Here is a 20,698-nt window from a genome sequence, read left to right as displayed (position 1 = left end):
CATATACCTACAGGGGTATGTGAATATAATGAAAATGCATTTTCTAAATGCTTTCTGAAGAATTTCTGAAAACAGTGTGAAATAACGGTTCACATTAATAATATATGCTATGCTAAAAATATCTTTTTTTGTGGAGGATTTTGGGTGATTAATACGGAATGGTTCTCTATTCGGACATTAACATTGCCAGCAACCGCTGTTGCACTTCTAATGGCTTTTGTCATTGTATGGCTAGTTTTACGAATGCAATTCCCGAAGAAATGGTCTGGGGTATATGGAGATGCCATTTTGACCTTTATACTTGTTTGGAAGTTTAGTGTCATTGTCACTGATACTAAAACTGTGATGGCTCAACCGTTTGCATTGCTTTATTTCAATGGAGGTACAATAGGTGTCTTTTTAGCTGTTATAGTAGTATCATTTCAGCTTCTTTGGAAGAAACAAAAAATACAGTTTGATGTAACAGGAGCAAGTGCCTATAGCTGGGCAACTATCTTAACACAATCGATTTATCAATGGCTAGTCGTATTACTAAATGATAATCCGACTAATAGCGAAATTATTACTTTAACTGTGCTAAGTGCACTAACAATCCTCATATTATGGAAAATATCTGCTATCAATTATGCTTTACTCATCTATACAGGTGGATTGATTATTGTAGCTAACTTTCAGCCGCTTGGGTTATGGCAACCGGCTGTAGGGATTAGCGTTATATTTCTTATAATGGATTTACGGTTGCAGCGTTTTGTAAAAAAATCTGAAACGAAAGACTGCTGTTAAAAAACAAAGATCATTGGAGGTTAATAATGAAGAAGAAAAATATTGGGCTACTAATTGTCGTATTGTTAGTAGTTGCGATGGTTGGTACATATGTTAGACAGCAAATTGATAAGGAGCGAGAAATTGATACAGCTTCACTAGGAAAGGAGATGGAGGAGCGAAATATTGGCTTGAAAAATGGAGACACACCACCAGATTTTACACTCACAAGTCTAGATGGAGAAGATCTAACATTGAGTAGTCTTCGTGGGAAAAAGGTTGTATTAAATTTTTGGGCAACTTGGTGTCCACCATGTAGGGCTGAAATGCCACATATGCAAAGCTATTATGAACAATATGCCAAAGAAGATAATGTAGAAATTGTAGCTGTCAATTTAACCTCGGCTGAACGTGATGTGACGGCTGATGCTAAAATTGATACAGTAATGACCTTTAGAGATAGCTTTGAATTAACCTTTCCCATTGTTCTTGACCCAGAGAATTCAGTTGGCTCAGATTATCAAATAATACCAATACCTACAACATATTTTATTGATTCTAATGGCTATATTCAACGAGCTATAAGAGGCCCGATGGATGCTGATATGTTAAAAAATTACGTGGATGCATTAGACTAAATTCACGAATAAATCTGCTCGTTTCTATTTAGAAGCGTAGCAGTTTTTTTATCTTGATTTAGCAGATCTTTACTGTACCGAAAGCGAAGCGTCAGGAACAGAACACTTGCATCTCTATCAGTGGCGAGATGAATGAAGTTATTTTCCTGTACAGCGGGCTCAAAGAAATCCGATAAATGACGCTGGGACGTAATTGGTGGAAATCATTGGAAAAATGCTATCTATCATTCAATAAATTATTTTGAAGCGTAATCTTGTATGTTTGAAAATTAAAAGTCATACAGTAAAGAGACGGAGGAGGGAAGATTTGCGCAAAATAATGGCTGGTGTCGGAGTACTGGCTAGTAGCTTATTGCTAGGTAGTGGATTTTATTTTGACTGGTTTAATTTAGGGACAGGGGATAAAAAAGAGCCAGTCGTCACAGAGGTTGAATCAATCAATGAAGCCATGAACTTGATTGAGGAGAAATCTGTATACAATACAAAAAAGGAATCGTTGGTGGAGGGGGCACTGCGCGGTATGGCAGATGCAATAAAGGACCCTTATAGTACCTATTATTCGAAGGAAGAGGCAGAGCAGCATCGACAAATGTTAGCTGAAGAAAGAGTGGGTATTGGTATTGAACTAACTGAGAATAATGGAAAGTTTATTGTTGTATCTCCTGTTCGTTCATCCCCTGCGGAGAAGGCTGGCATGCGCTCACTCGACGAAATTGTACAAGTTGATGGAGTTCGAGTAGATGGGAAAAAGATGAGTGAGTTAATGCAATTAATCCAAGGGGAAAAGGGCACGAAAGTTACCATTGTCGTTTATCGTCCTAGTGAAGATAAACATATAAAAATGACAATGGAACGAGCTGCAATATCGAATAAAACGGTATCTAGTGAAGTAATCAAGGTAGAAAACACTTCAATCGGCTATGTGGAAATCTCTATCTTCGGAGAAAAAACAGCAAATGAATGGGTTGCTGAAACAAATAAATTACTGAGAAATGACATTGAGGGACTTGTTATTGATGTACGGGATAATCCAGGTGGTTATTTACATAGCGTCGCAGCGCTACTGAGCACAATATTAGAAAATGGCAAAGTGTTTGCATATATGCAAAATGCTGAAGGTGCTATGGAACCATTAAAAACAGAAGCAAAAAGCTTTGACGAGAAATATTTACAAACGATGTACAAAATTCCGATTGTAATTTTACAAAATGCAGGTAGTGCATCGGCTAGTGAGGTTCTTAGTGGTGCTTTAAAAGGATGGGGGCGTGCATCCATCGTTGGAGTGAAGAGCTTTGGTAAAGGAACTGTACAAGAATCCTGGGCTCTATCAAATGGTGGAGAACTAAAACTGTCTACAAATAAATGGCTGACACCTAAGCGCGAATGGATTCATGGGCAAGGAATAGAAGCGAATTTAGTGATCGAGCAAAATGAATTATTTGCCTTCCAAATGCATCCATTGTCTGGCAAGTTTAAGGTTGGGGATATGAGTGAGGAGATTTCGTATACGCAAAATGCTTTGAAAAAGCTAGGGTATAAAATTGATCGCTTGGACGGTTATCTGGATGAAAAGACAGAGGAGGCAGTTATGCAGTACCGAGATGAGAAAAAATTAAAGCAGGCAGAGGATAATATTTATCTAGATTCTACATTCTTTAATAGCCTAAATGACACATTGAAGCAGTATAAAGTGGATCGTCAAAATGATCTACAGTTCCAAATGGCGACAAGCTTTTTATTGCACAATATAGAACAGTAGATAATAGAAATTTGATTTGTAAAAATGACATCCGCTGAATATAGTTAAGTAATGACAATATCTTTAGTTTGTACTACGCAAGTGTGTAGTCGTTTGATACAATAAATTCATAGTATTTAAGACAGAAACGGCGGGTGTTCGTATGGTTAGTAATATATTAATAGAAATTGTAACAGCGATTGGCCGCTTTTTACTCAACCCATTACTTTATATTGCTATTATTTTTGCAATTTTTTTAGGGTATCGTCGCGTAAAGCAGGAACGTAAATTTTTTAATAGACGCATTATTTGGGGATGGACAGAACTAGTTGGGCAATGGAAGCATGGTTGGCTTTATGCCCTTATTATTTCACTATTAAGTGTTGGTGCAGGTTTAACAGTACCTAAAGAGTTTTTATTATTACTGATAGCTATTTCAACTTTGGCACTAATCCTGTTTTTCATAAACGCACTTTCTCCTATTTATACGATGGGGCTTGCTGTTTTCGCGATATGGGGAATGTCTTATTACCAATGGACTTTTTCATGGTGGAAGATTTCAGTGGAAGGTGTAAATTTATTAGACGGTTCTATCGTAACCATTACTATTTTAGCAGGTCTATGTGTAATCGCTGAGGGTGTGTTAATTCGTCGAACAGCTATAAAGGTAACAACGCCTTGTGTGGAAAAAACGAAGCGTGGTATGCAGGCTATTGTATATCGTTCAAGAAATGTTTGGATATTACCAATTTTCTTTGTAATGCCTGGAGATATTATTCCATTAGCATTGCCTTATTGGCCACAATTCACATTAGGTGACAATCATTTTGCACTTGTCCTATTTCCTATAGTCATAGGGTTTTCTAAGCTTGCAAGAAAAGAATTACCAGTTTTGAAGCTACCTAAAATAGGGAAATCAGTGCTTATACTAGGACAACTTATTTTAATCGGTGGACTTGCAGCGTACTTTGAGCCATTAATCGGTTTTATAACCTTAGCAGTAGGTGTAGTGATTCGTGTCATTATTTCCTACTATTATGCGATGCAAGATAAAACTGATATTTATGCAGTTGCGCAAAGTACGAAAGGGGCTATTATTGCTGCAGTACTACCGGATTCGCCTGCTGAAAAAATGGGTCTGCTTGTAGGAGAGTGTATTCGTAAAGTAAATGGACGCCCTATTTTTACTGAGGCTGAATTATATGAAGCATTGCAATTAAACGCAGCACACTGTCGTTTAGAGGTATTAGACCTTAATAACGAGATACGCCTAACACAGCATGTAATCTATAGCAATGACCATTACCGAATTGGTTTATTGCTAGCTGAGCAGAGGGATATTTAATGGATGTTTTCGGGAAAATGATGTTAGCGTTATTTGTACCTGCATTACTTGTATTATTGTTTACTAGAATTACGTTTAATCGCTATGTTGCTTTGATTTTGGCGATTGCACTTATTGCGGCATCTGTCTATGCAGGCTATACTTCTCCACCTCTTATCTTTGTGATTGATGCATTTTCGTTAACAGTGGGTTTTTGGTTAGCCAGTAAAATGAAGCATAAAAAAGAATCCATTTAAACCTTAATTCCATAAAAGGTCAGTCCAAAGTGTGTATCGCTTTGGACTGACCTTTTTACATGAAATATCGTACGGCTGCCATAATAATGACGCCTGCTACAACTGTAATAGATAAGCTTTTTGTAAGAAGTGCAATGATTAAAGTAGGTACAAATGTAAGAAATACTGGCCAATCGAGGGTAACAAATTTCCCACTGTCAGTATCCAATAAATTTTCAATAACAAGAGCACTCAAAATGCAAACTGGAATAAAACTTAGCCATTTTAGGACAACTTCTGGGAGCTTTACATTGCGAACAAAAATAAATGGAATAACACGTGGTAACCAAGTTACAAGTGCGCAGCCAATGATTAGCCATACCATATAAGCAGTTGTTGTCATTTATCTGTCACCACCCCAATTGTCGCTACTATAACTGTTGCAAGAAGAACAGCCACATGTGAAGGGACAAGATAAGAAAGACCGTACATGATGACAATCATATAGCCAATTAACATGAGATAATGCATAATTTTATTTTTCCTAACACTGCTAAGCTGAAGGACAAGCAAGGCAACAAACATAGCTATTAAGGCAAAATCTAAACCCCATTTCTCCGGATTTGCCACCCATTGGCCTAAAAATGCGCCAGCAACACAGGAGAGAATCCAGAACAAATAGGCAGTGATGTTTAACCCATCCATCCATTTTCCATGCAATTTTCCTGTTTGCATTTGCTTTGTTACAGCTACACCAAAAGTTTCATCTGTTAGCAATGTACCAAAACCAACATTTCTAAGCATAGAATAGCGCGTAAAATGTGGAGCTATTGTTAAACTCATTAATAAATGACGTAAATTTACGACAAAAATGGTTACAATGATAGCAGAAGCAGGGCTATTTGTTAAAAGGAGTGCACAAAAGATAAATTGTGCAGAGCCTGCATAAATCAAAATAGTTAAAAGTGCAATTTCGAGTACTGATAAGCCAGAAGCGGAACCTACAACACCGAAAGCAAGTCCTATACTAATATAACCGAGTAGTGTGGGGATACAATCTTTTACGCCTTGTATAAAGCTGTCATTTGATGAGTTAGTTGCTTCATTTCGAAGCTCTGTTGTACTTGTCATAAATAGGTCATCCCTTCTGAAAAATTTCCATGTATACTAATGATGGAATAGTTTGATAGTTCTTGATGTTTATTAAAGTATACATATGTCTGATAAAATAAACAATAGAAAATGGTGAATAATAATGGAACAGATGAGTCGAAATTTAGCATTTCAATTAAAAAAAATACGACAGCAGCGCCATTTAAGCTTAGATGATGTTTCTAAAGCTACAGGTGTAAGTAAGGCGCAACTTGCACAGATTGAAAAGGGAGAAGCGAATCCAACTGTATCAACCATTTGGAAAATTGCTGCAGGGATGCGCATTTCTTTTTCCTCTTTATTACAGCCACCAACAGCTCATTTCATGAAATATAACAGTGATGATGCACCACATGTAGATGAAGATGAGGGGCGCTATCGCGTATATTCGATTATTCCTTATAATCCGGAGCGTGGTTGGGAGTTTTACAAGATCGAAATGGAGCCAGGTGCCTTCAGTAGGAGTGAAGCACATACAGAAGGGGTAGAAGAAACTGTAATTGTTATACAGGGACAAGCTGTTATTTCTGCTGGTGATATGCATGAATTGGTTAAGGAAGGGGATACATTGGTATTCTCAGGTCATCAGCCTCATGAATATAAAAATACTTCGGAAACATTAACGATTTTACATTTAATTTTGCAGTATAAATAGAGGTGTCGATTTTGAATGAATGGTTTACTGTAGAAAATATTGAACATGTGGCAGCACAATATCGAACGCTTGGTCCAGTCATTGGATTGCTATTACCTTTTATAGAAGCATTTTTACCGTTTTTACCTTTGGTTGTCTTCGTTGTGGCCAATGCCAGCGCTTTTGGATTATGGTTTGGTTTCTTGCTATCATGGCTAGGCTCTGTAGCTGGGTCATATGCAGTGTTTTTACTAGTTCGACATTTTGGCAAGCATCCGAAGCTGCGATTTGTCACAGGGAGTAGCAAGGTCAAGAAGCTAATTAAATGGGTAGATATGAATGGTATTAGCCCACTGTTTGTGTTACTTTGTTTTCCATTTACACCTTCTGTAATTGTCAACATAGTAGCAGGACTCTCCCATATTCATAAAAAATTTTATTTAGTGGTGTTGTTAGCAGGTAAGTTTGTCATGATTTTAGGAATGAGCGTGCTTGGCTATGATTTAAAATCGTTACTGACAAGCCCTGTAAGACTAATTATTGCAGCAATTGCCATTGTCTTACTTTGGTGGATCGGCAAGCTTATAGAGAAGCGATTAAACGCACGTGTGGAGAGAGATCTAAAGCAAGCGCGAAAATTGACGAAACATCATTAAGTATGGAAGTTGAATATACACATCTAGCCCCTTGTATCATGTAAAATGAGAGAAGGGGTTTTTATCTTATTAGGAAAGAGAGTTAATGCTCAGATAAAATGAAAAGTGCTCTGGTACAATCTGAATGGTGCTTGGGTAGAATGGAAAAGTGATCTGGTACAAGCTGAAAGTGCTCGGGTTGAAGAGAAAAGTGCTCCGATTCCAGTGGGAAGTGCTCGGGTCGAAGAGAAATCTGCTCTGATTCATGTGAGAAGTGCTCGAGTTGAAGAGAAATCTGCTCCGATCCATATGGAAATTGCTCGGGTCGAAGAGAAAAGTGCTCCGATCCATGTGAGAAGTGCTCGGGTCGAAGAGAAAAGCGCTCCGATCCATGTGAGAAGTGCTCGGGTTGAAGAGAAAAGCGCTCCGATCCAAGTGGAAAGTGCTCAGGTCGAAGAGAAAAGCGCTCCGATCCATGTGAGAAGTGATCGGGTTGAAGAGAAAAGTGCTCCGATCCAAGCTGAAAACGCTCATGCTTATCTGACATGAAACGTTCAAAATACAGATTTATCAATAAAAAATTATAGATACAGGAGGGGAACCGTATATGACATTACGTATTGTTTCAGGACGATCAGGAACTGGTAAATCAACATTTATCCATCAAGAGATTGTTGAGCAATTAAAATCAGAGCCATTAGGTCATCCGATTTTTGTGATTGTACCTGACCAAATGTCTTATTCAACAGAGTATGAACTAACGAATAAGCATGGCTTACAAGGCTTAATTCGTGCACAGGTTATGACATTTAAACGATTAGCATGGCTTGTATTACAGGAAACTGGTGGTATTGCACGAAAAGAAGTAAATGGTTATGGCTATCGAATGCTTATTCGTAAACTGTTAGAGGAACAAAAAGATGAATTTTCATTATTTCGCCAAGCTGCTGGAAAAAGAGGCTTTACGGAGGAAATTGAGACACTCTTACGCGAGTTTAGTCGCTATAGTGTCAATAGCTCAGTGCTTGCAGAAGTAACAGCATCATTAAAAGTCATTGATGCTCCACATACATTACAAGCTAAAACCAATGACTTACAAGTAGTTTTACAAGCTTTGGAAGCTCGACTTGGGACAACATATGTCGATAGTGAGGGCTATTATCCAATCTTAACTGAGCATTTGAAAGACTCAGAGACGATGAAGCAAGCAACTATTTATATAGATGGATTTACAGCTTTTACTGTGCGAGAGTTGGAGTTAGTCAAAGAGCTATTAAAGGTAACGCAACAAGTTACAGTTGTTCTGCCCTTTGATCATATGGATGAAGCTTATGATGAGCAGTCTTTATTTCATGAAGGTGCGTTAACAAATCAACGTTTACACGATATTGCAAATGAAGAGAGCATTGATGTTGATGCACCATTACATTTTTACAATACGTATCGTTTTCAATCAAAAGATTTACAGCATGTGGAAAAAGATTTTTCGAATATGTTACCCCAATCAATAGAAACTTCTGGTGATGTTAAGATATTTGAAGCATCCAATCGACGTGCTGAGATTCATGCCATTGCCCGGGAAATAACAAAGCTGACAAAGGAGGATGGATATCGTTATCAAGATATTGTACTTCTTTATAGACAAGCAGATGTTTATGATCCACTTATTTCAACAATTTTTCAGCAATATGAAATTCCTATTTTTACAAATTCCAAAAAGACTATGCTCCATCACCCATTAATAGAGCTTAGTCGTTCTGTTTTAGAAGTGATCACTTCAAATTGGAAGTATGAGCCAATTTTTCGTAGTGTCAAAACGGATTTATTTTTCCCATTACACGCTGAGCAAAATGTTTGGCGTGAGCGTGCAGATCGTTTAGAGAACTATTGCTTAGCACAGGGTATATATGGTGAGCGTTGGTTTGAGGAATCTCGATGGTTTTTCAAAAAATATCGTGGTCTTGAATTCCATTCGAAGGTGCAAACAGATGAGGAACGGGCTATGCAGGCGGAAATCGAGGCTATTAGAGATCAGATTCGACAACCACTAAAATCGTTACAAGACAAGCTAGAAGTCACGACAACAGGTAGAGATGTAGCGACTGCATTATTTGAGATGATTGAGGATTTAAAGGTCTTTGATAAGTTGCAAGCTATGAAAGACCGTGAATTGGATCGAGGTGATGCCTTAGCAGCTAGCGAGCATGATCAAGCATGGAAAGAATGGATCGCTGTGCTCGATCAGTTTGTGTATATGTTTGGGGAACAACAAATGACTGTAGAGGAAGCAGCAAAGATTCTAGATGAGGGCTTTGATACTTTAGAATTTTCCCGCATTCCACCTACTTTAGATGAAGTGATGGTAGCAACGGTTGATTTAGCTCGATTATCAAATATAAAAATCGCTTTCGTTTTAGGCATCAATGATGGAGTATATCCAACACGAATAGAGTATGAGGGATTATTATCAGATGTTGAACGGGAATGGTTTAACCAAATTGGGTACGAGCTTGCACCGACATCTAAAAATCGTTTACTTCAAGAAAATTTCTTAGTATATCGAGCTTTAACGACGCCGTCTGATAAATTGTACCTGTCATATCCTACAGCAGATGAAGAAGGAAAAGCGTTATTATCATCACTTTATATAAAGAAAATAATAGGTAATGAAAATACGTCAGGTCTATTAAGTGGAGTAGCTGTTGAGCGGGTTGTGATGGATCCAATTGAATTATTAGAAGATAATCCACTACCATATTTACGCCATCCACGCACAGCTCTAGCTCATCTTATGATGCAGCTACGCCAAGCTGAGCATAGCCGTGAACTTGCGCCAGAATGGCTGGCATTACAAAAATTTTATGAACAGGATCCTTATTGGGCACTGATTTTTGAACGGGTCCTCCAACCTATTACACATAAAAATGAAGCACAACCACTTGAAACATATATTACGCAGGAGTTATACGGTCAGAAACTAACATCCAGTGTTTCTCGGATTGAGAAATATTTTAGATGTCCGTTTTCGCATTTTACAACATATGGGCTTCGTTTAGAAGAACGTGCAGAATATAGATTAGAAACATTTGCAATGGGTGACTTATTCCATGAAGCACTGAAATGGATTACAGAGGAAACGCATCGTCAACAGCTGTCATGGGTACGTTTAACAAAACAGCAAATTAAACAATTGGCACGACAAGCTGTGGAGCAAATTGTGCCAGTCTTTTCTCATCAAATCTTACTATCCAGTGCGCGCTATCGTTATATTCAACGTAAGCTTATCCGTATTGTTGAACGGACAATGACGGCATTGACCCAGCATGCCAATGTTTCCCACTTTAAGCCAATTGCTATTGAGGCATCGTTTGGACCAGGCCAACATGAACAGCTCCCGCCTCTTGAAATCAATTTAACTGGTGGAAAGAAAATGTTTATGCGAGGTCGTATTGATCGAGTGGATAGCGCGTCTATTGATGATCGCTCTTATTTACGTATCGTAGATTATAAATCTTCAGCTCGTGATTTAGATTTAAATGAAGTCTACTATGGACTTTCTTTACAGGTCCTTACTTATTTAGATGTGGCAATGGAAAATAGCTCTTATTGGCTACCGGGCGAAACAGAGCCGGCAGGGGTACTATATGTACATGTTCATAATCCAATGCTAAAGCTTGACAAGGATTTAAGTGATAGTGAAATTGAAGAGGATCGTTTAAAGCAATATAAGATGAAGGGACTACTATCAGAGAATGCAGAGGCAATATTATCGATGGATGAGCAATTGGAAGAATCAAGTGGGCATTCGAAAATTATTCCTGTGTATATGAAAAAAGATGGTACACCTTCCGAATCTCAGTCAAGAATAGTACCTGTTAACGATATGAAAAATTTGCAGCATTTTGTGCGTCGAAAGCATCAAGAGGCTGGCAATGGTATTTTATCTGGAGATACTTCTATTAGTCCGTATAAATTAAAATCAAAAACAGCCTGTGATTATTGTCAATTTTCTGCTGTTTGTCAGTTTGATCCCTCTGATGGCAAGCAAAGCTATCGACAATTAATGCAAGAGAAGCCAAATGAAATCGTTGAAAAAATACGGAAGGAGATGAAGTAACTTGGTTCAAGCAATACCTGAAAAACCAATGAATGTTACATGGACTGACGACCAATGGAAGGCTATCTATGCAAGTGGCCAGGATACACTTGTGTCTGCAGCTGCGGGTTCTGGGAAAACAGCTGTACTAATTAACCGTATGATTGAAAAGGTCATAGCCACAGAGAATCCAATTAACGTAGATGAGCTGCTAGTTGTAACCTTTACTAATGCCTCTGCAGCAGAGATGCGTCATCGAATGGCTGAGGCGCTTGAAAAAGCAATTGCAGAAAACCCTACTTCCAATCATTTAAGACGTCAGCTAAGCCTAGTTAATAAAGCGCAAATTTCAACATTACATTCGTTCTGCCTAGCCATTGTAAAACAGTATGCCTATCTATTAGACATCGATCCAGGCTTTCGTATTGCTAATGAGGCAGAGGTTGCCTTGTTAAGGGATGATATTTTAGCAGATGTACTTGAAGCTGCTTACGATTCTGAGGATGAGGTACAAGTTCAAGCAATCTTTCGTTTAGTTGATAGTTTTACATCGGATCGTGATGATCAAGCCATCGAAACGTTAATTAGCAAGCTTTATGATACATCTCGTGTTCATGCAGAGCCGAAAAAATGGTTGGATAGTCTTCCTAAAACATATGAGTTAGCGGAGGATGTGACCATTGATGATTTAGAGTTGTCGAAATATGTGAAATTAACTGTAAAGCATAGTCTTGAAGAAGCGTTCGTGTTAATTTCTGAATTGCGAGCAATAACATTACAGCCAACAGGACCAGCTGCCTATGCTGAAACGGCAGAAATTGATTTTGCGATGATTCAGGAAGGAATTCGTATTAGCCGTGAGGGAAAATGGGAGGAGCTCTTTGAGTATTTTGCCACTGTTAAATGGTCAACGTTAAAGCGAGTGTCCAAGGATGCTTTAGTAGATGTGGAGTTACAGGAGCTTGCAAAGAAAAAGCGAGAAACTGCTAAAAAAATTGTTAATAAAATAAAAGAAACCTATTTTGTTAGAACGCCTGCCCGCCTGCTAGAGGAAATTCGTCTAATGGCTCCAACAATTGGCACATTAGTTGGACTGACAAATTTGTTTAGTGAACAGTTTCGTCTAGCAAAATTAGAGCGTGGAATTATAGATTTCTCAGATTTAGAGCATTTTGCACTTCGAATTTTAACAGAGGAAGTAAGTGGAGATTTACAGCCATCACCAGTTGCATTGGATCTAAAAAAGCGCTTTAAAGAAGTACTTGTGGATGAATATCAGGATAGTGCGACACGTTGCTAATTGAAAAGATTAGCCACTAGCATATTTGCTAGGAGAACTAAGAAATCAGATGAGTCGAATGATGAGGTAACGCTCTGAAAGGCTCGACCTAATCCTCCGAATAGCATCAGCATAGGCAATTATGAAGGTGTTATAAGCTCGGTGAAGTCAGTTGAATATCACCCTAATTACAGGAAAGCGGAGTGGAGGCACTTTGTGTGGTAGATAGACTGGGGTTCTATAAAAATACTCATGGTTAGAATGTAGGGAACAAAACTTCCTACTGACAAAATTCCGAATGTACGGCTCTAGAGATATAGGTATTCGAAAGGGTACACCAACTTATTGTTGGGTTAGTGAGGTGGAGTAAAATTTGTCTTTATGAAACACCTTATAGTGTTACAGGCACTATCCAGCTAACAGGGTTAGAGGAATGACTTAAAGGTATTAGATGTACAGATATGATTTCTTGGAACGTGGTAAGCTGGCTACGTGGAGAGATTGCACTCGTTGAAGCGGTATGAGGGGAAAACGTCTATAGTATAACCTCATTTTAAGCACAGTGAAAGTGATGGCACAGTACCAGTGAAGCCGTGATAATAAGCGGTGGAGGGATAGCCATTAGTCAATTTATGAATAACTAAAACATTACTTTATACTATCAGGTTCTCGTATGACTAAAAGAAATGCAATCGCCAAAAGAAGTAATAAAGTGGTGAGGGTATTGACTGAAACAGCAAACAAGAAAGTTTTAAAACGACAGTCCTTACGAAACAATGAATATTACGATATGCAACAAACCTTAGATGACCTTTACAAAGCAAGTCAAATGAACAAACGCTTTAAAAATCTGTATGAATTGATTATTAATAGAGAAAATATTTTACTGGCATATCGAAACATCAAGAAAAACAAGGGTTCTTTCACCAAAGGTATTAATGAATCGACAATCGTTACTATTGGAGAAAAAGACCCGAACGCATTAATTGATTATGTCAGAAAAAGACTTGAAAATTTCATACCACACAAAATAAGAAGAAAAGAAATACCAAAAGCTAATGGAGGGATTCGACCACTCGGCATTCCGACAATCGAAGACCGAATCATTCAACAATGTATTAAACAAATTCTAGAGCCAATATGCGAAGCGAAATTCCATAATCACAGTTACGGTTTTCGACCGAACAGAGGAACTTTACATGCATATTCTAGAGCAGTAACATTAGCAAACATCAACAAACTGCACTATGTGGTTGATATTGACATCAAAGGTTTCTTCGATAACGTCAATCATGGCAAACTTCTTAAACAAATGTGGTCAATGGGTATCCAGGATAAAAAGGTTCTCTCAATCATAAGTAAACTACTGAAAGCAGAAATTGTAGGAGTAGGAACACCTAATAAAGGGACTCCTCAAGGTGATATTTTATCACCGCTACTATCTAATATTGTGCTAAACGAATTAGATTGGTGGATAAGTAATCAGTGGGAAACGTTTGAAACACAGAAAAACTATGAGCGTAAAAGAATTATTGGTGGCAAGGTTAGACTTGATAGGTCAGTGAAATATAGTACCTTAAAAAGAGCCACAAGCTTGAAAGAAATGTTCATTGTGAGATATGCAGATGATTTTAAAATCTTTTGTAGAGACTATAAAAGTGCCTTCAAGATTTTCGAAGGTGTAAAAAAATGGTTAAAAGAAAGATTACATCTCGACATTAGTAAAAGAAAAATCAAAGGTCATTAATTTAAGGAAAAACTTCTCGGAATTTCTAGGCTTTAAAATGAAAGTGGCTAGAAATAAAAAGAAGCATACCGTAAAATCATTCATGACAAATAAGGCGAAGAAAAACGCAATTAGCAAAATCAAAGAAAACATCAAACGAATTAAAAAGAAATCTAATGCTTCAGAAGTGTCCAAACTCAATGCAACAATTCTAGGGCTTCATAACTTCTATCAGCAAGCAACGATGGTAACGAAAGATTTTAGTGAAATTGCATTTTCAGTCAAACGAACCTTATATAACAGCTTGAAGAAAGTTTCATCGGATAAAGGTGAGCCAAGTACGTACTACAAGAAACATTTCAAAGATTATCTTGGCAAGAAAAAGATATTCGTTGCGAAAGTAGCGATATTCCCTATCGATGGAATCAAATACAAAAGTCCAACAAACTTTACGCAAGAAATCAATAATTATACAGTTGAAGGTAGAAGTCTGATTCATAAAAAGCAAAAATCAGTATCAGAAGAAGTTGTAAAGTATCTCATGAAAAATCCTGTAATCAATCGTAGTATTGAATACAACGACAATCGTATTTCTAAATACATTGCTCAAAAAGGGGTTTGCTTGATCACAGGAGAAGCACTCATCCTGAAAAATATGGAATTACATCACATCGTTCCGAAGGCAAAAGGTGGAAACGATAAGTATGACAACTTAGTTTTTATAACGAAAGAAGTCCATAAACTGATTCATGCCACAACAGAAGACATAATTAATAAATACCTTCAAATGTTAGAGTTAACAAAACAAAGTTTGGACAAAGTAAATAAACTTCGTGTTAAAGCTGGAAATAAAGTATTAGTTTAAAGATTCATAATTGATGGAACGCCGTATGAGGGGAAACCCTCACGTACGGTGTGAATGGGGGGAAAAGCTAGAGATAACTTCAAAGGCTTACCTATCCATATCAAATATGCTCCAAGAAACAATTTTACAGCTTGTGAAAACAGGTGAAGAGCTAGATGGAAATCTCTTTATGGTGGGAGACGTCAAACAAAGTATCTATCGCTTCCGTTTAGCAGAACCAAAGCTCTTTATGCGCAAATATGGGGAATTTATGGAGACGCCTGATACGACTGGTATGCGCATTGATTTAAATGCAAACTTCCGAAGTCGGAAAGAGGTATTAAACGCTACAAACTATATTTTTGCACAGATTATGGGTGAGCGTGTTGGGGAAATTTTGTATGATGAAAAGGCCTCATTAAAACCAGCGGCTCCTTATGATGATAGGGAGGTGCCTGTAGAGCTTGTTATTATGCATCCCCCTTTGGAAGAGGAGCTGGAAGAAGAATCAGAGGATATAACAACAGAAGAAGCCTCAGAGCTAGAAGAATTAAAAAATTCACAGTATGAGGCTCGATTTATTATTGATCGTATTCGGCAGATGATGGAGGATGGAACGACTGTTTTCGATACTAAAACAAAGACTGAACGTCCGTTAAAATATAGTGATATAGTGATTTTAATGCGCTCCATGACTTGGTCAACGGACTTAGTAGAAGAATTTAAGCTTGCTGGAATTCCACTCTATGCAGAGTCCTCTAAAGGTTATTTTGATGCGTTAGAGGTTATGATTATGCTGAATGTACTGAAGGTCATCGATAATCCCTATCAGGATATTCCATTAGCCTCTGTACTCCGTGCTCCTTTTGTTGGCTTAACCGAAAATGAGCTGGCGAAAATTCGGTTAGCGGATACTAAGGCTCCATTTTATGATGCATTAAGGCAATTTATTCGCAGTGAAGGGCATGGTGTACAATCTGTCACATTTGAGAAGCTGCAACGTTTTATGCTGGCATTTGAGAACTGGCGAGATTTAGCACGCCGTGGCTCGCTGTCTGATTTAATTTGGAAAATTTACTTAGATACACATTATTATGAGATGGTTGGTGCCATGCCGAATGGCAAACAGCGTCAGGCTAATCTACGAATTTTACATGATCGAGCTTTAATGTATGAACAAACTGCTTTTAGAGGGCTATTTCGTTTTTTACGCTTTATTGATCGAATGCGTACACGAGGAGATGACTTAGGAACAGCCAAATCTATCGGAGAAAAAGATGATGTTGTGCGTCTCGTTACGATTCACTCTTCAAAGGGATTAGAGTATCCAGTAGTATTCGTTGCTGGGATGGGAAGACCATTTAATAAAATGGATTTCCATCTACCTTATTTATTCGATCAAGATTTTGGTCTTACTGTAAAGGCAATTGATCCAGATAACCGTATTATGTATACATCCTTACCATTTCTAGCATTGAAGGAGAAAAAGGAACTGGAAATGCGTGCGGAGGAAATGCGTGTATTATACGTAGCGATGACACGTGCAAAGGAGCGATTAATCTTAATAGGCTCAGTGAAAAATTGGAGTAAAACACGTGACAATTGGCAGGATGCACAAAGTCTATCCTTGGATGTTCCACTACAGGAGTATTTACGAGCAAGGGCAAATAGCTACTTCGATTGGGTAGGTCCTGCCGTTGCAAGACATGCTGATTTTGTATCCATTGCTACAACATCATATCAACCATTGGATGATGTCTCACATTGGTGGATACGTCCGATTAAAACTAGTCATTATATGTACGATATACATGCGATAGAAAATGAGGGGCAACAATTATTTGAAACGCCAGAGGATGAAGCCGTGCTGACAACAATTACGACACGCTTTCAAGCGCAGTATCCTTTTCAAAAATCCACACAGAAGCGTTCAAAAACATCTGTCAGTGAAATTAAACGTTTGGAAAATTTGCAACGGCAAAATGAGCCTGAATATTATTTTACTTCACCTACTAAGCAGCAAGCGACATCCATTGCACCAAGACCAACCTTTTTACAGCAACAACAGCTCACAGGTGCAGAAATAGGAACAGCCATTCATACGGTTATGCAGCATATACCTCAAAATGGTTTTCTGAATCTCCAAGAGGTACAGGAGTTTGTTGCTAATTTAGTGACAAGGCAGCTGCTGACAGAGACTGAGGGACAAGTGGTTTCTGAAGAGAAAATATTTAATTTCTTTACAACAGAGATTGGACAGCGCTTAAAAAAAGCACGACAACTCAGAAGAGAAATGCCGTTTACCATTAGTAGAGTAGATGAGGATGGTGATGCTCAAATTGTACAAGGTATAATTGATTGCTTATTTGAAGATGAAAATGGTAATTGGGTGTTGCTAGATTATAAGACAGACCGTATTCAATCTCATTTTGCGGAGGAGCCAGCGTTATCGAAGGAATTATTAGGACGATATGGTGTTCAGCTAAAAGTTTATAGTGAAGCGATTGAATCGATCCTTCAGATTCAAATTAGTGAAAAAGTATTGTACTTATTTGACATTGAACGATCCATACATGCGTAGACAAGACCATTGCAGTGAACAGAGCTTTTCTAACAGGGAGAGGCTCTGTCTCACTACAGTGTAAAAAGAAAGAGGAGGTTATGTTGTGGATTTCAAACCGACAATGTTGCAGGAGCGTATTGCAACATTAGATATTTTACGTGGTATTAGTTTGTTAGGGATTTTACTCGTTAATATGTTTGCTTTTTATTTACCGATGCCCTATATTGACCTAGCATCATGGTTTACAACACCATCAGATATCGTTTGGCAGCAAAATTTAGATATTTATGTACAGAGCAGCTTTTATCCCCTATTTGCAATGTTATTTGGCTATGGACTCGCTATGCAATGGAGAAAAGCACAGAGCCGTCAGCAAAACTTTTATACGATAGGGCTGCGACGACTTTCGGTCTTATTTTTATTTGGACTGCTGCATGCTTTGTTACTCTGGTGGGGCGATATTTTAATGATGTACGCTTTTTGTGGCGTATTTTTATTATTATTACTACGTCTTCAGTCAGTCTGGTTAGTGACAATTAGTGTGATTATTAATGGTGTTTTCCAAGCCTTTATGTTATTTGTTGTAGGATTTATTCATCTTGATACAAAGGTCGATGAGTATTTAAATATTACATCCGTTGAGAAAGCAATAACGGCTTATGGTACTGGTAATTGGATTGATGCCTTTATGCAGCGTTTAACTGATTTATCGATTCAAGCAGGTATCGGGATGTGGTTTGTCTCTTTATTTACAATTTTACCGTATATGCTATTAGGTGCTGCAGCGTCCAAATGGCGTTTAGTGGAGAGAGCAAGAGAACTGAAGTGGCTATGGCTGACTTTAGCGGTAAGTGGGTTGGCAATTGGTATATTTGTGAAAAGTTTGCCTGTTATGTTTACGCGTACGTATCTTTTTGATTACTTAAAGGTTTACATAGGTGGTCCGATTTTATCTATCGGTTATATAGGGCTTATTGTATTACTTTGCTTACTTCCTGTTGTTCCAAAGCTATTAAGCCCCTTTGCAAAAATTGGACGAATATCGTTAACAATGTACATACTTCAATCGGTTATTGGAACGATTTTATTTTATCAATTTGGATTTGGCTGGTATGGGAAAGTAAGTGTAGCAACGGGAGTGTTAATTGCACTAGGCATAATTATTGTGGAAATGATACTAGCAGAAATTTGGCTAACGAAATGGAGACAAGGTCCTTTAGAAGCGATTTGGCGTAAATTAACATATAAAATAAAATTGAATGAAGGTTAAGTATTTTCTGCTTCGATAGCATAAAGTATGAAGAATTAACAACAATAAAAATTGTTATCGCAAAAGTAAGGCAATTTCTATCATATTGTTGTATTATGTAGAAAAAAGAAGGAGCTCTTTAAATCATGAAAATTTTATCGTTTAAATTAGGTGGACATGTTAGTTTTGGACCGAAAGTAAAAAAAGAAGAAGCGGTATGGGATGTGCTCGCTATTCAAAATGAACTTCAAGTTCTCCCTTCTTTTTCCAGTTCGATTGTGGATGGCATTGCTTTAGGCTTTGATTTCGTTGAACAGATTCGTAAATTAGTAGAAGCGGCTGAAAAATCAGACCGTGCAGAAAGCTTTAAACGTGAATTTACAGTGATAGAATGGTTATCACCAATTCCACGTACACCAAAAAATATTATGTGTGTTGGTAAAAACTATGATGAGCATGCAAAAGAAATGGGTGCAGAGGCAGCACCAACAGATTTAATGATATTTACAAAATCTCCAACGGCAATTGCGGCTGATGGTCAAACAATTTCGATTCACGCAGATCTTTCTTCGAAACTAGATTATGAAGGTGAGCTTGCTATTGTTATTGGTAAACGTGGTAAAAATATACCGAAAAACTTAGCATATGATTATGTATTTGGCTACACAATTGCTAACGATATTACAGCTCGTGATTTACAAGAAAAACATAAGCAATTTTTCTTAGGAAAAAGCTTAGATGGAACTTGCCCACTTGGACCATACCTTGTGACGAAAGATGAGATTCCAAATCCACAAGATTTAACAGTTGTCACAAAAGTGAATGATGAAGTGCGTCAAAATGGCTCAACAAAGGATATGATGTTCTCTGTAGAAGCGCTCGTATCCATTTTATCTCAACATGTAACATTAGAGCCAGGTGATGTTATTTTAACAGGTACGCCAGCTGGTGTTGGTAAAGGCATGAATCCGCCACAATTTTTAAAGGCAGGAGATACTGTAAAAGTATCGATTCAAGGCATTGGTACATTAGTAAATCATTTTGAATAATTTATTCGAATCCGCGTGAGTTTTTGCTCCGCGGATTTTTAAGTATATTATGTGAACACTATTGTAATGTTTGAAACCCTTTCCATCACATGATAGGATAGAATTTGATAGAAAAAAGAATATGAGGTGAAAGAAAATGAGTTTTTTAATAAGAACAGATTTGCATATTACAACTTGGGTGGTTGCTATTGTCATTTTTTTAATTGCTTCATTTATGGGCAATAAGTCAAAGGGCTTACATATGACATTACGTTTATTCTACATTTTAATTATCATTACTGGACTCATACTATTTAATGAGGGAAGAAGTTTTGGCATGGGTATGCTTTATGGCTTTAAATTCCTTGGTGGTATTTTAGTAATTGGTATGATGGAAATGGTATTAGTTCGCCAAAAGAAAAATAAATCAACAGTTATGTTCTGGATCTTATTTGCTATATTCCTATTCATCACATTGTTCCTAGGCTTTAAGCTGCCAATGGGTCAAGATTTCTTAGCATAATCCTTGTAAAAGTCGTGAAGTTTTCGCTTCCCGGCTTTTATTTTTTGTAGAATGGTTATAGAGCTTCTTGGCTGCTCGGGTAGAGTGTAGAATTGCTCAGGTATATCGAAGAACCGCTCAGGTAGAGTGGCGAACTGCTCAGGTTTACCGAAGAATTGCTCGGGTAGAGCGAGACACTGCTCAGGTTTACCGAAGAACCGCTCGGGTAGACTGTAGAACTGCTCAGCTTCCCCAATAACGGGCATCAAAAGGAAAAGTTGACACCTTTTTG

15 protein-coding genes and 2 pseudogenes are annotated in these 20,698 nt (G+C 37.7%); 15 read left to right on the top strand and 2 right to left on the bottom strand.

Going from position 1 to position 20,698, the window contains the following annotated elements; translation table 11 throughout:
• Nucleotides 1–144: 144 nt before the first annotated feature.
• From ACQKIM_RS02685 to ACQKIM_RS02665, 5 genes are all read left to right on the top strand, one after another.
• Nucleotides 145–783, top strand: a complete 639-nt coding sequence (locus ACQKIM_RS02685; protein WP_427538664.1) for a hypothetical protein — start codon at nt 145–147, stop codon at nt 781–783.
• 26 nt (nt 784–809) lie between these two features.
• Nucleotides 810–1,400 carry a redoxin domain-containing protein gene (locus ACQKIM_RS02680; protein ID WP_427538662.1) on the top strand — a complete coding sequence of 197 codons (591 nt, stop codon included), beginning with the start codon at nt 810–812 and terminating at the stop codon, nt 1,398–1,400.
• 307 nt (nt 1,401–1,707) lie between these two features.
• Complete coding sequence (locus tag ACQKIM_RS02675) at nt 1,708–3,159, top strand: S41 family peptidase (RefSeq protein WP_427538659.1); 1,452 nt, start codon at nt 1,708–1,710, stop codon at nt 3,157–3,159.
• Nucleotides 3,160–3,301: 142 nt separating this feature from the next.
• A complete protein-coding gene (locus ACQKIM_RS02670; protein WP_427538656.1) occupies nt 3,302–4,483 on the top strand; it encodes a PDZ domain-containing protein in 1,182 nt (393 codons plus the stop codon).
• Nucleotides 4,483–4,719 (top strand): DUF2198 family protein, encoded by a 237-nt coding sequence (locus ACQKIM_RS02665; RefSeq protein ID WP_427538653.1) that lies wholly within the window; start codon nt 4,483–4,485, stop codon nt 4,717–4,719. The genes ACQKIM_RS02670 and ACQKIM_RS02665 overlap by 1 nt, the downstream gene beginning before the upstream one ends.
• A 55-nt stretch (nt 4,720–4,774) precedes the next feature.
• On the opposite strand, the gene ACQKIM_RS02660 is transcribed toward ACQKIM_RS02665, so the two are convergent.
• Both ACQKIM_RS02660 and ACQKIM_RS02655 read right to left on the bottom strand, forming a co-directional pair.
• A complete protein-coding gene (locus ACQKIM_RS02660) occupies nt 4,775–5,101 on the bottom strand; it encodes an AzlD domain-containing protein (RefSeq protein WP_427538650.1) in 327 nt (108 codons plus the stop codon).
• Nucleotides 5,098–5,829: an AzlC family ABC transporter permease gene (locus tag ACQKIM_RS02655; protein WP_427538647.1), complete on the bottom strand. Its 732-nt coding sequence runs from the start codon at nt 5,827–5,829 to the stop codon at nt 5,098–5,100. The genes ACQKIM_RS02660 and ACQKIM_RS02655 overlap by 4 nt, the downstream gene beginning before the upstream one ends.
• Nucleotides 5,830–5,953: 124 nt before the next feature.
• Between ACQKIM_RS02655 and ACQKIM_RS02650 the strand changes: the two genes are divergently transcribed.
• From ACQKIM_RS02650 to ACQKIM_RS02605, 10 genes and pseudogenes are all read left to right on the top strand, one after another.
• Nucleotides 5,954–6,505, top strand: coding sequence for a helix-turn-helix domain-containing protein (locus ACQKIM_RS02650; RefSeq protein ID WP_427538644.1), 552 nt, complete (start codon nt 5,954–5,956; stop codon nt 6,503–6,505).
• Between the two features lie 11 nt (nt 6,506–6,516).
• A complete protein-coding gene (locus tag ACQKIM_RS02645; protein ID WP_427538641.1) occupies nt 6,517–7,140 on the top strand; it encodes a TVP38/TMEM64 family protein in 624 nt (207 codons plus the stop codon).
• A 586-nt stretch (nt 7,141–7,726) separates the two neighbouring features.
• Nucleotides 7,727–11,236, top strand: coding sequence for a helicase-exonuclease AddAB subunit AddB (addB, locus tag ACQKIM_RS02640; protein ID WP_427538638.1), 3,510 nt, complete (start codon nt 7,727–7,729; stop codon nt 11,234–11,236).
• Between the two features lies 1 nt (nt 11,237).
• Nucleotides 11,238–12,500, top strand: a pseudogene (locus tag ACQKIM_RS02635) (UvrD-helicase domain-containing protein); the annotation flags it as partial.
• Between the two features lie 667 nt (nt 12,501–13,167).
• Nucleotides 13,168–14,241, top strand: a complete 1,074-nt coding sequence (locus tag ACQKIM_RS02630) for a reverse transcriptase domain-containing protein (protein WP_427538635.1) — start codon at nt 13,168–13,170, stop codon at nt 14,239–14,241.
• Between the two features lie 43 nt (nt 14,242–14,284).
• The gene (locus ACQKIM_RS02625) at nt 14,285–15,085 is read left to right on the top strand and encodes an HNH endonuclease signature motif containing protein (RefSeq protein ID WP_427538632.1); all 801 of its coding nucleotides are present in this window, start codon (nt 14,285–14,287) and stop codon (nt 15,083–15,085) included.
• Nucleotides 15,086–15,185: 100 nt separating this feature from the next.
• Nucleotides 15,186–17,645: pseudogene (gene addA, locus ACQKIM_RS02620) on the top strand (helicase-exonuclease AddAB subunit AddA); the annotation flags it as partial.
• A gap of 85 nt (nt 17,646–17,730) precedes the next feature.
• The gene (locus ACQKIM_RS02615; protein WP_427538629.1) at nt 17,731–18,897 is read left to right on the top strand and encodes a DUF418 domain-containing protein; all 1,167 of its coding nucleotides are present in this window, start codon (nt 17,731–17,733) and stop codon (nt 18,895–18,897) included.
• Between the two features lie 125 nt (nt 18,898–19,022).
• Complete coding sequence (locus ACQKIM_RS02610) at nt 19,023–19,925, top strand: fumarylacetoacetate hydrolase family protein (protein WP_427538626.1); 903 nt, start codon at nt 19,023–19,025, stop codon at nt 19,923–19,925.
• A gap of 136 nt (nt 19,926–20,061) precedes the next feature.
• Nucleotides 20,062–20,427, top strand: a complete 366-nt coding sequence (locus ACQKIM_RS02605; protein WP_427538623.1) for a YisL family protein — start codon at nt 20,062–20,064, stop codon at nt 20,425–20,427.
• Nucleotides 20,428–20,698: the final 271 nt, after the last annotated feature.

Source organism: Lysinibacillus sp. NPDC047702, assembly GCF_050272555.1.
Classification (GTDB): domain Bacteria; phylum Bacillota; class Bacilli; order Bacillales_A; family Planococcaceae; genus Lysinibacillus.
Note: the sequence above shows the minus strand (reverse complement) of the source record. Positions and strands in the feature narration are given on the sequence as shown.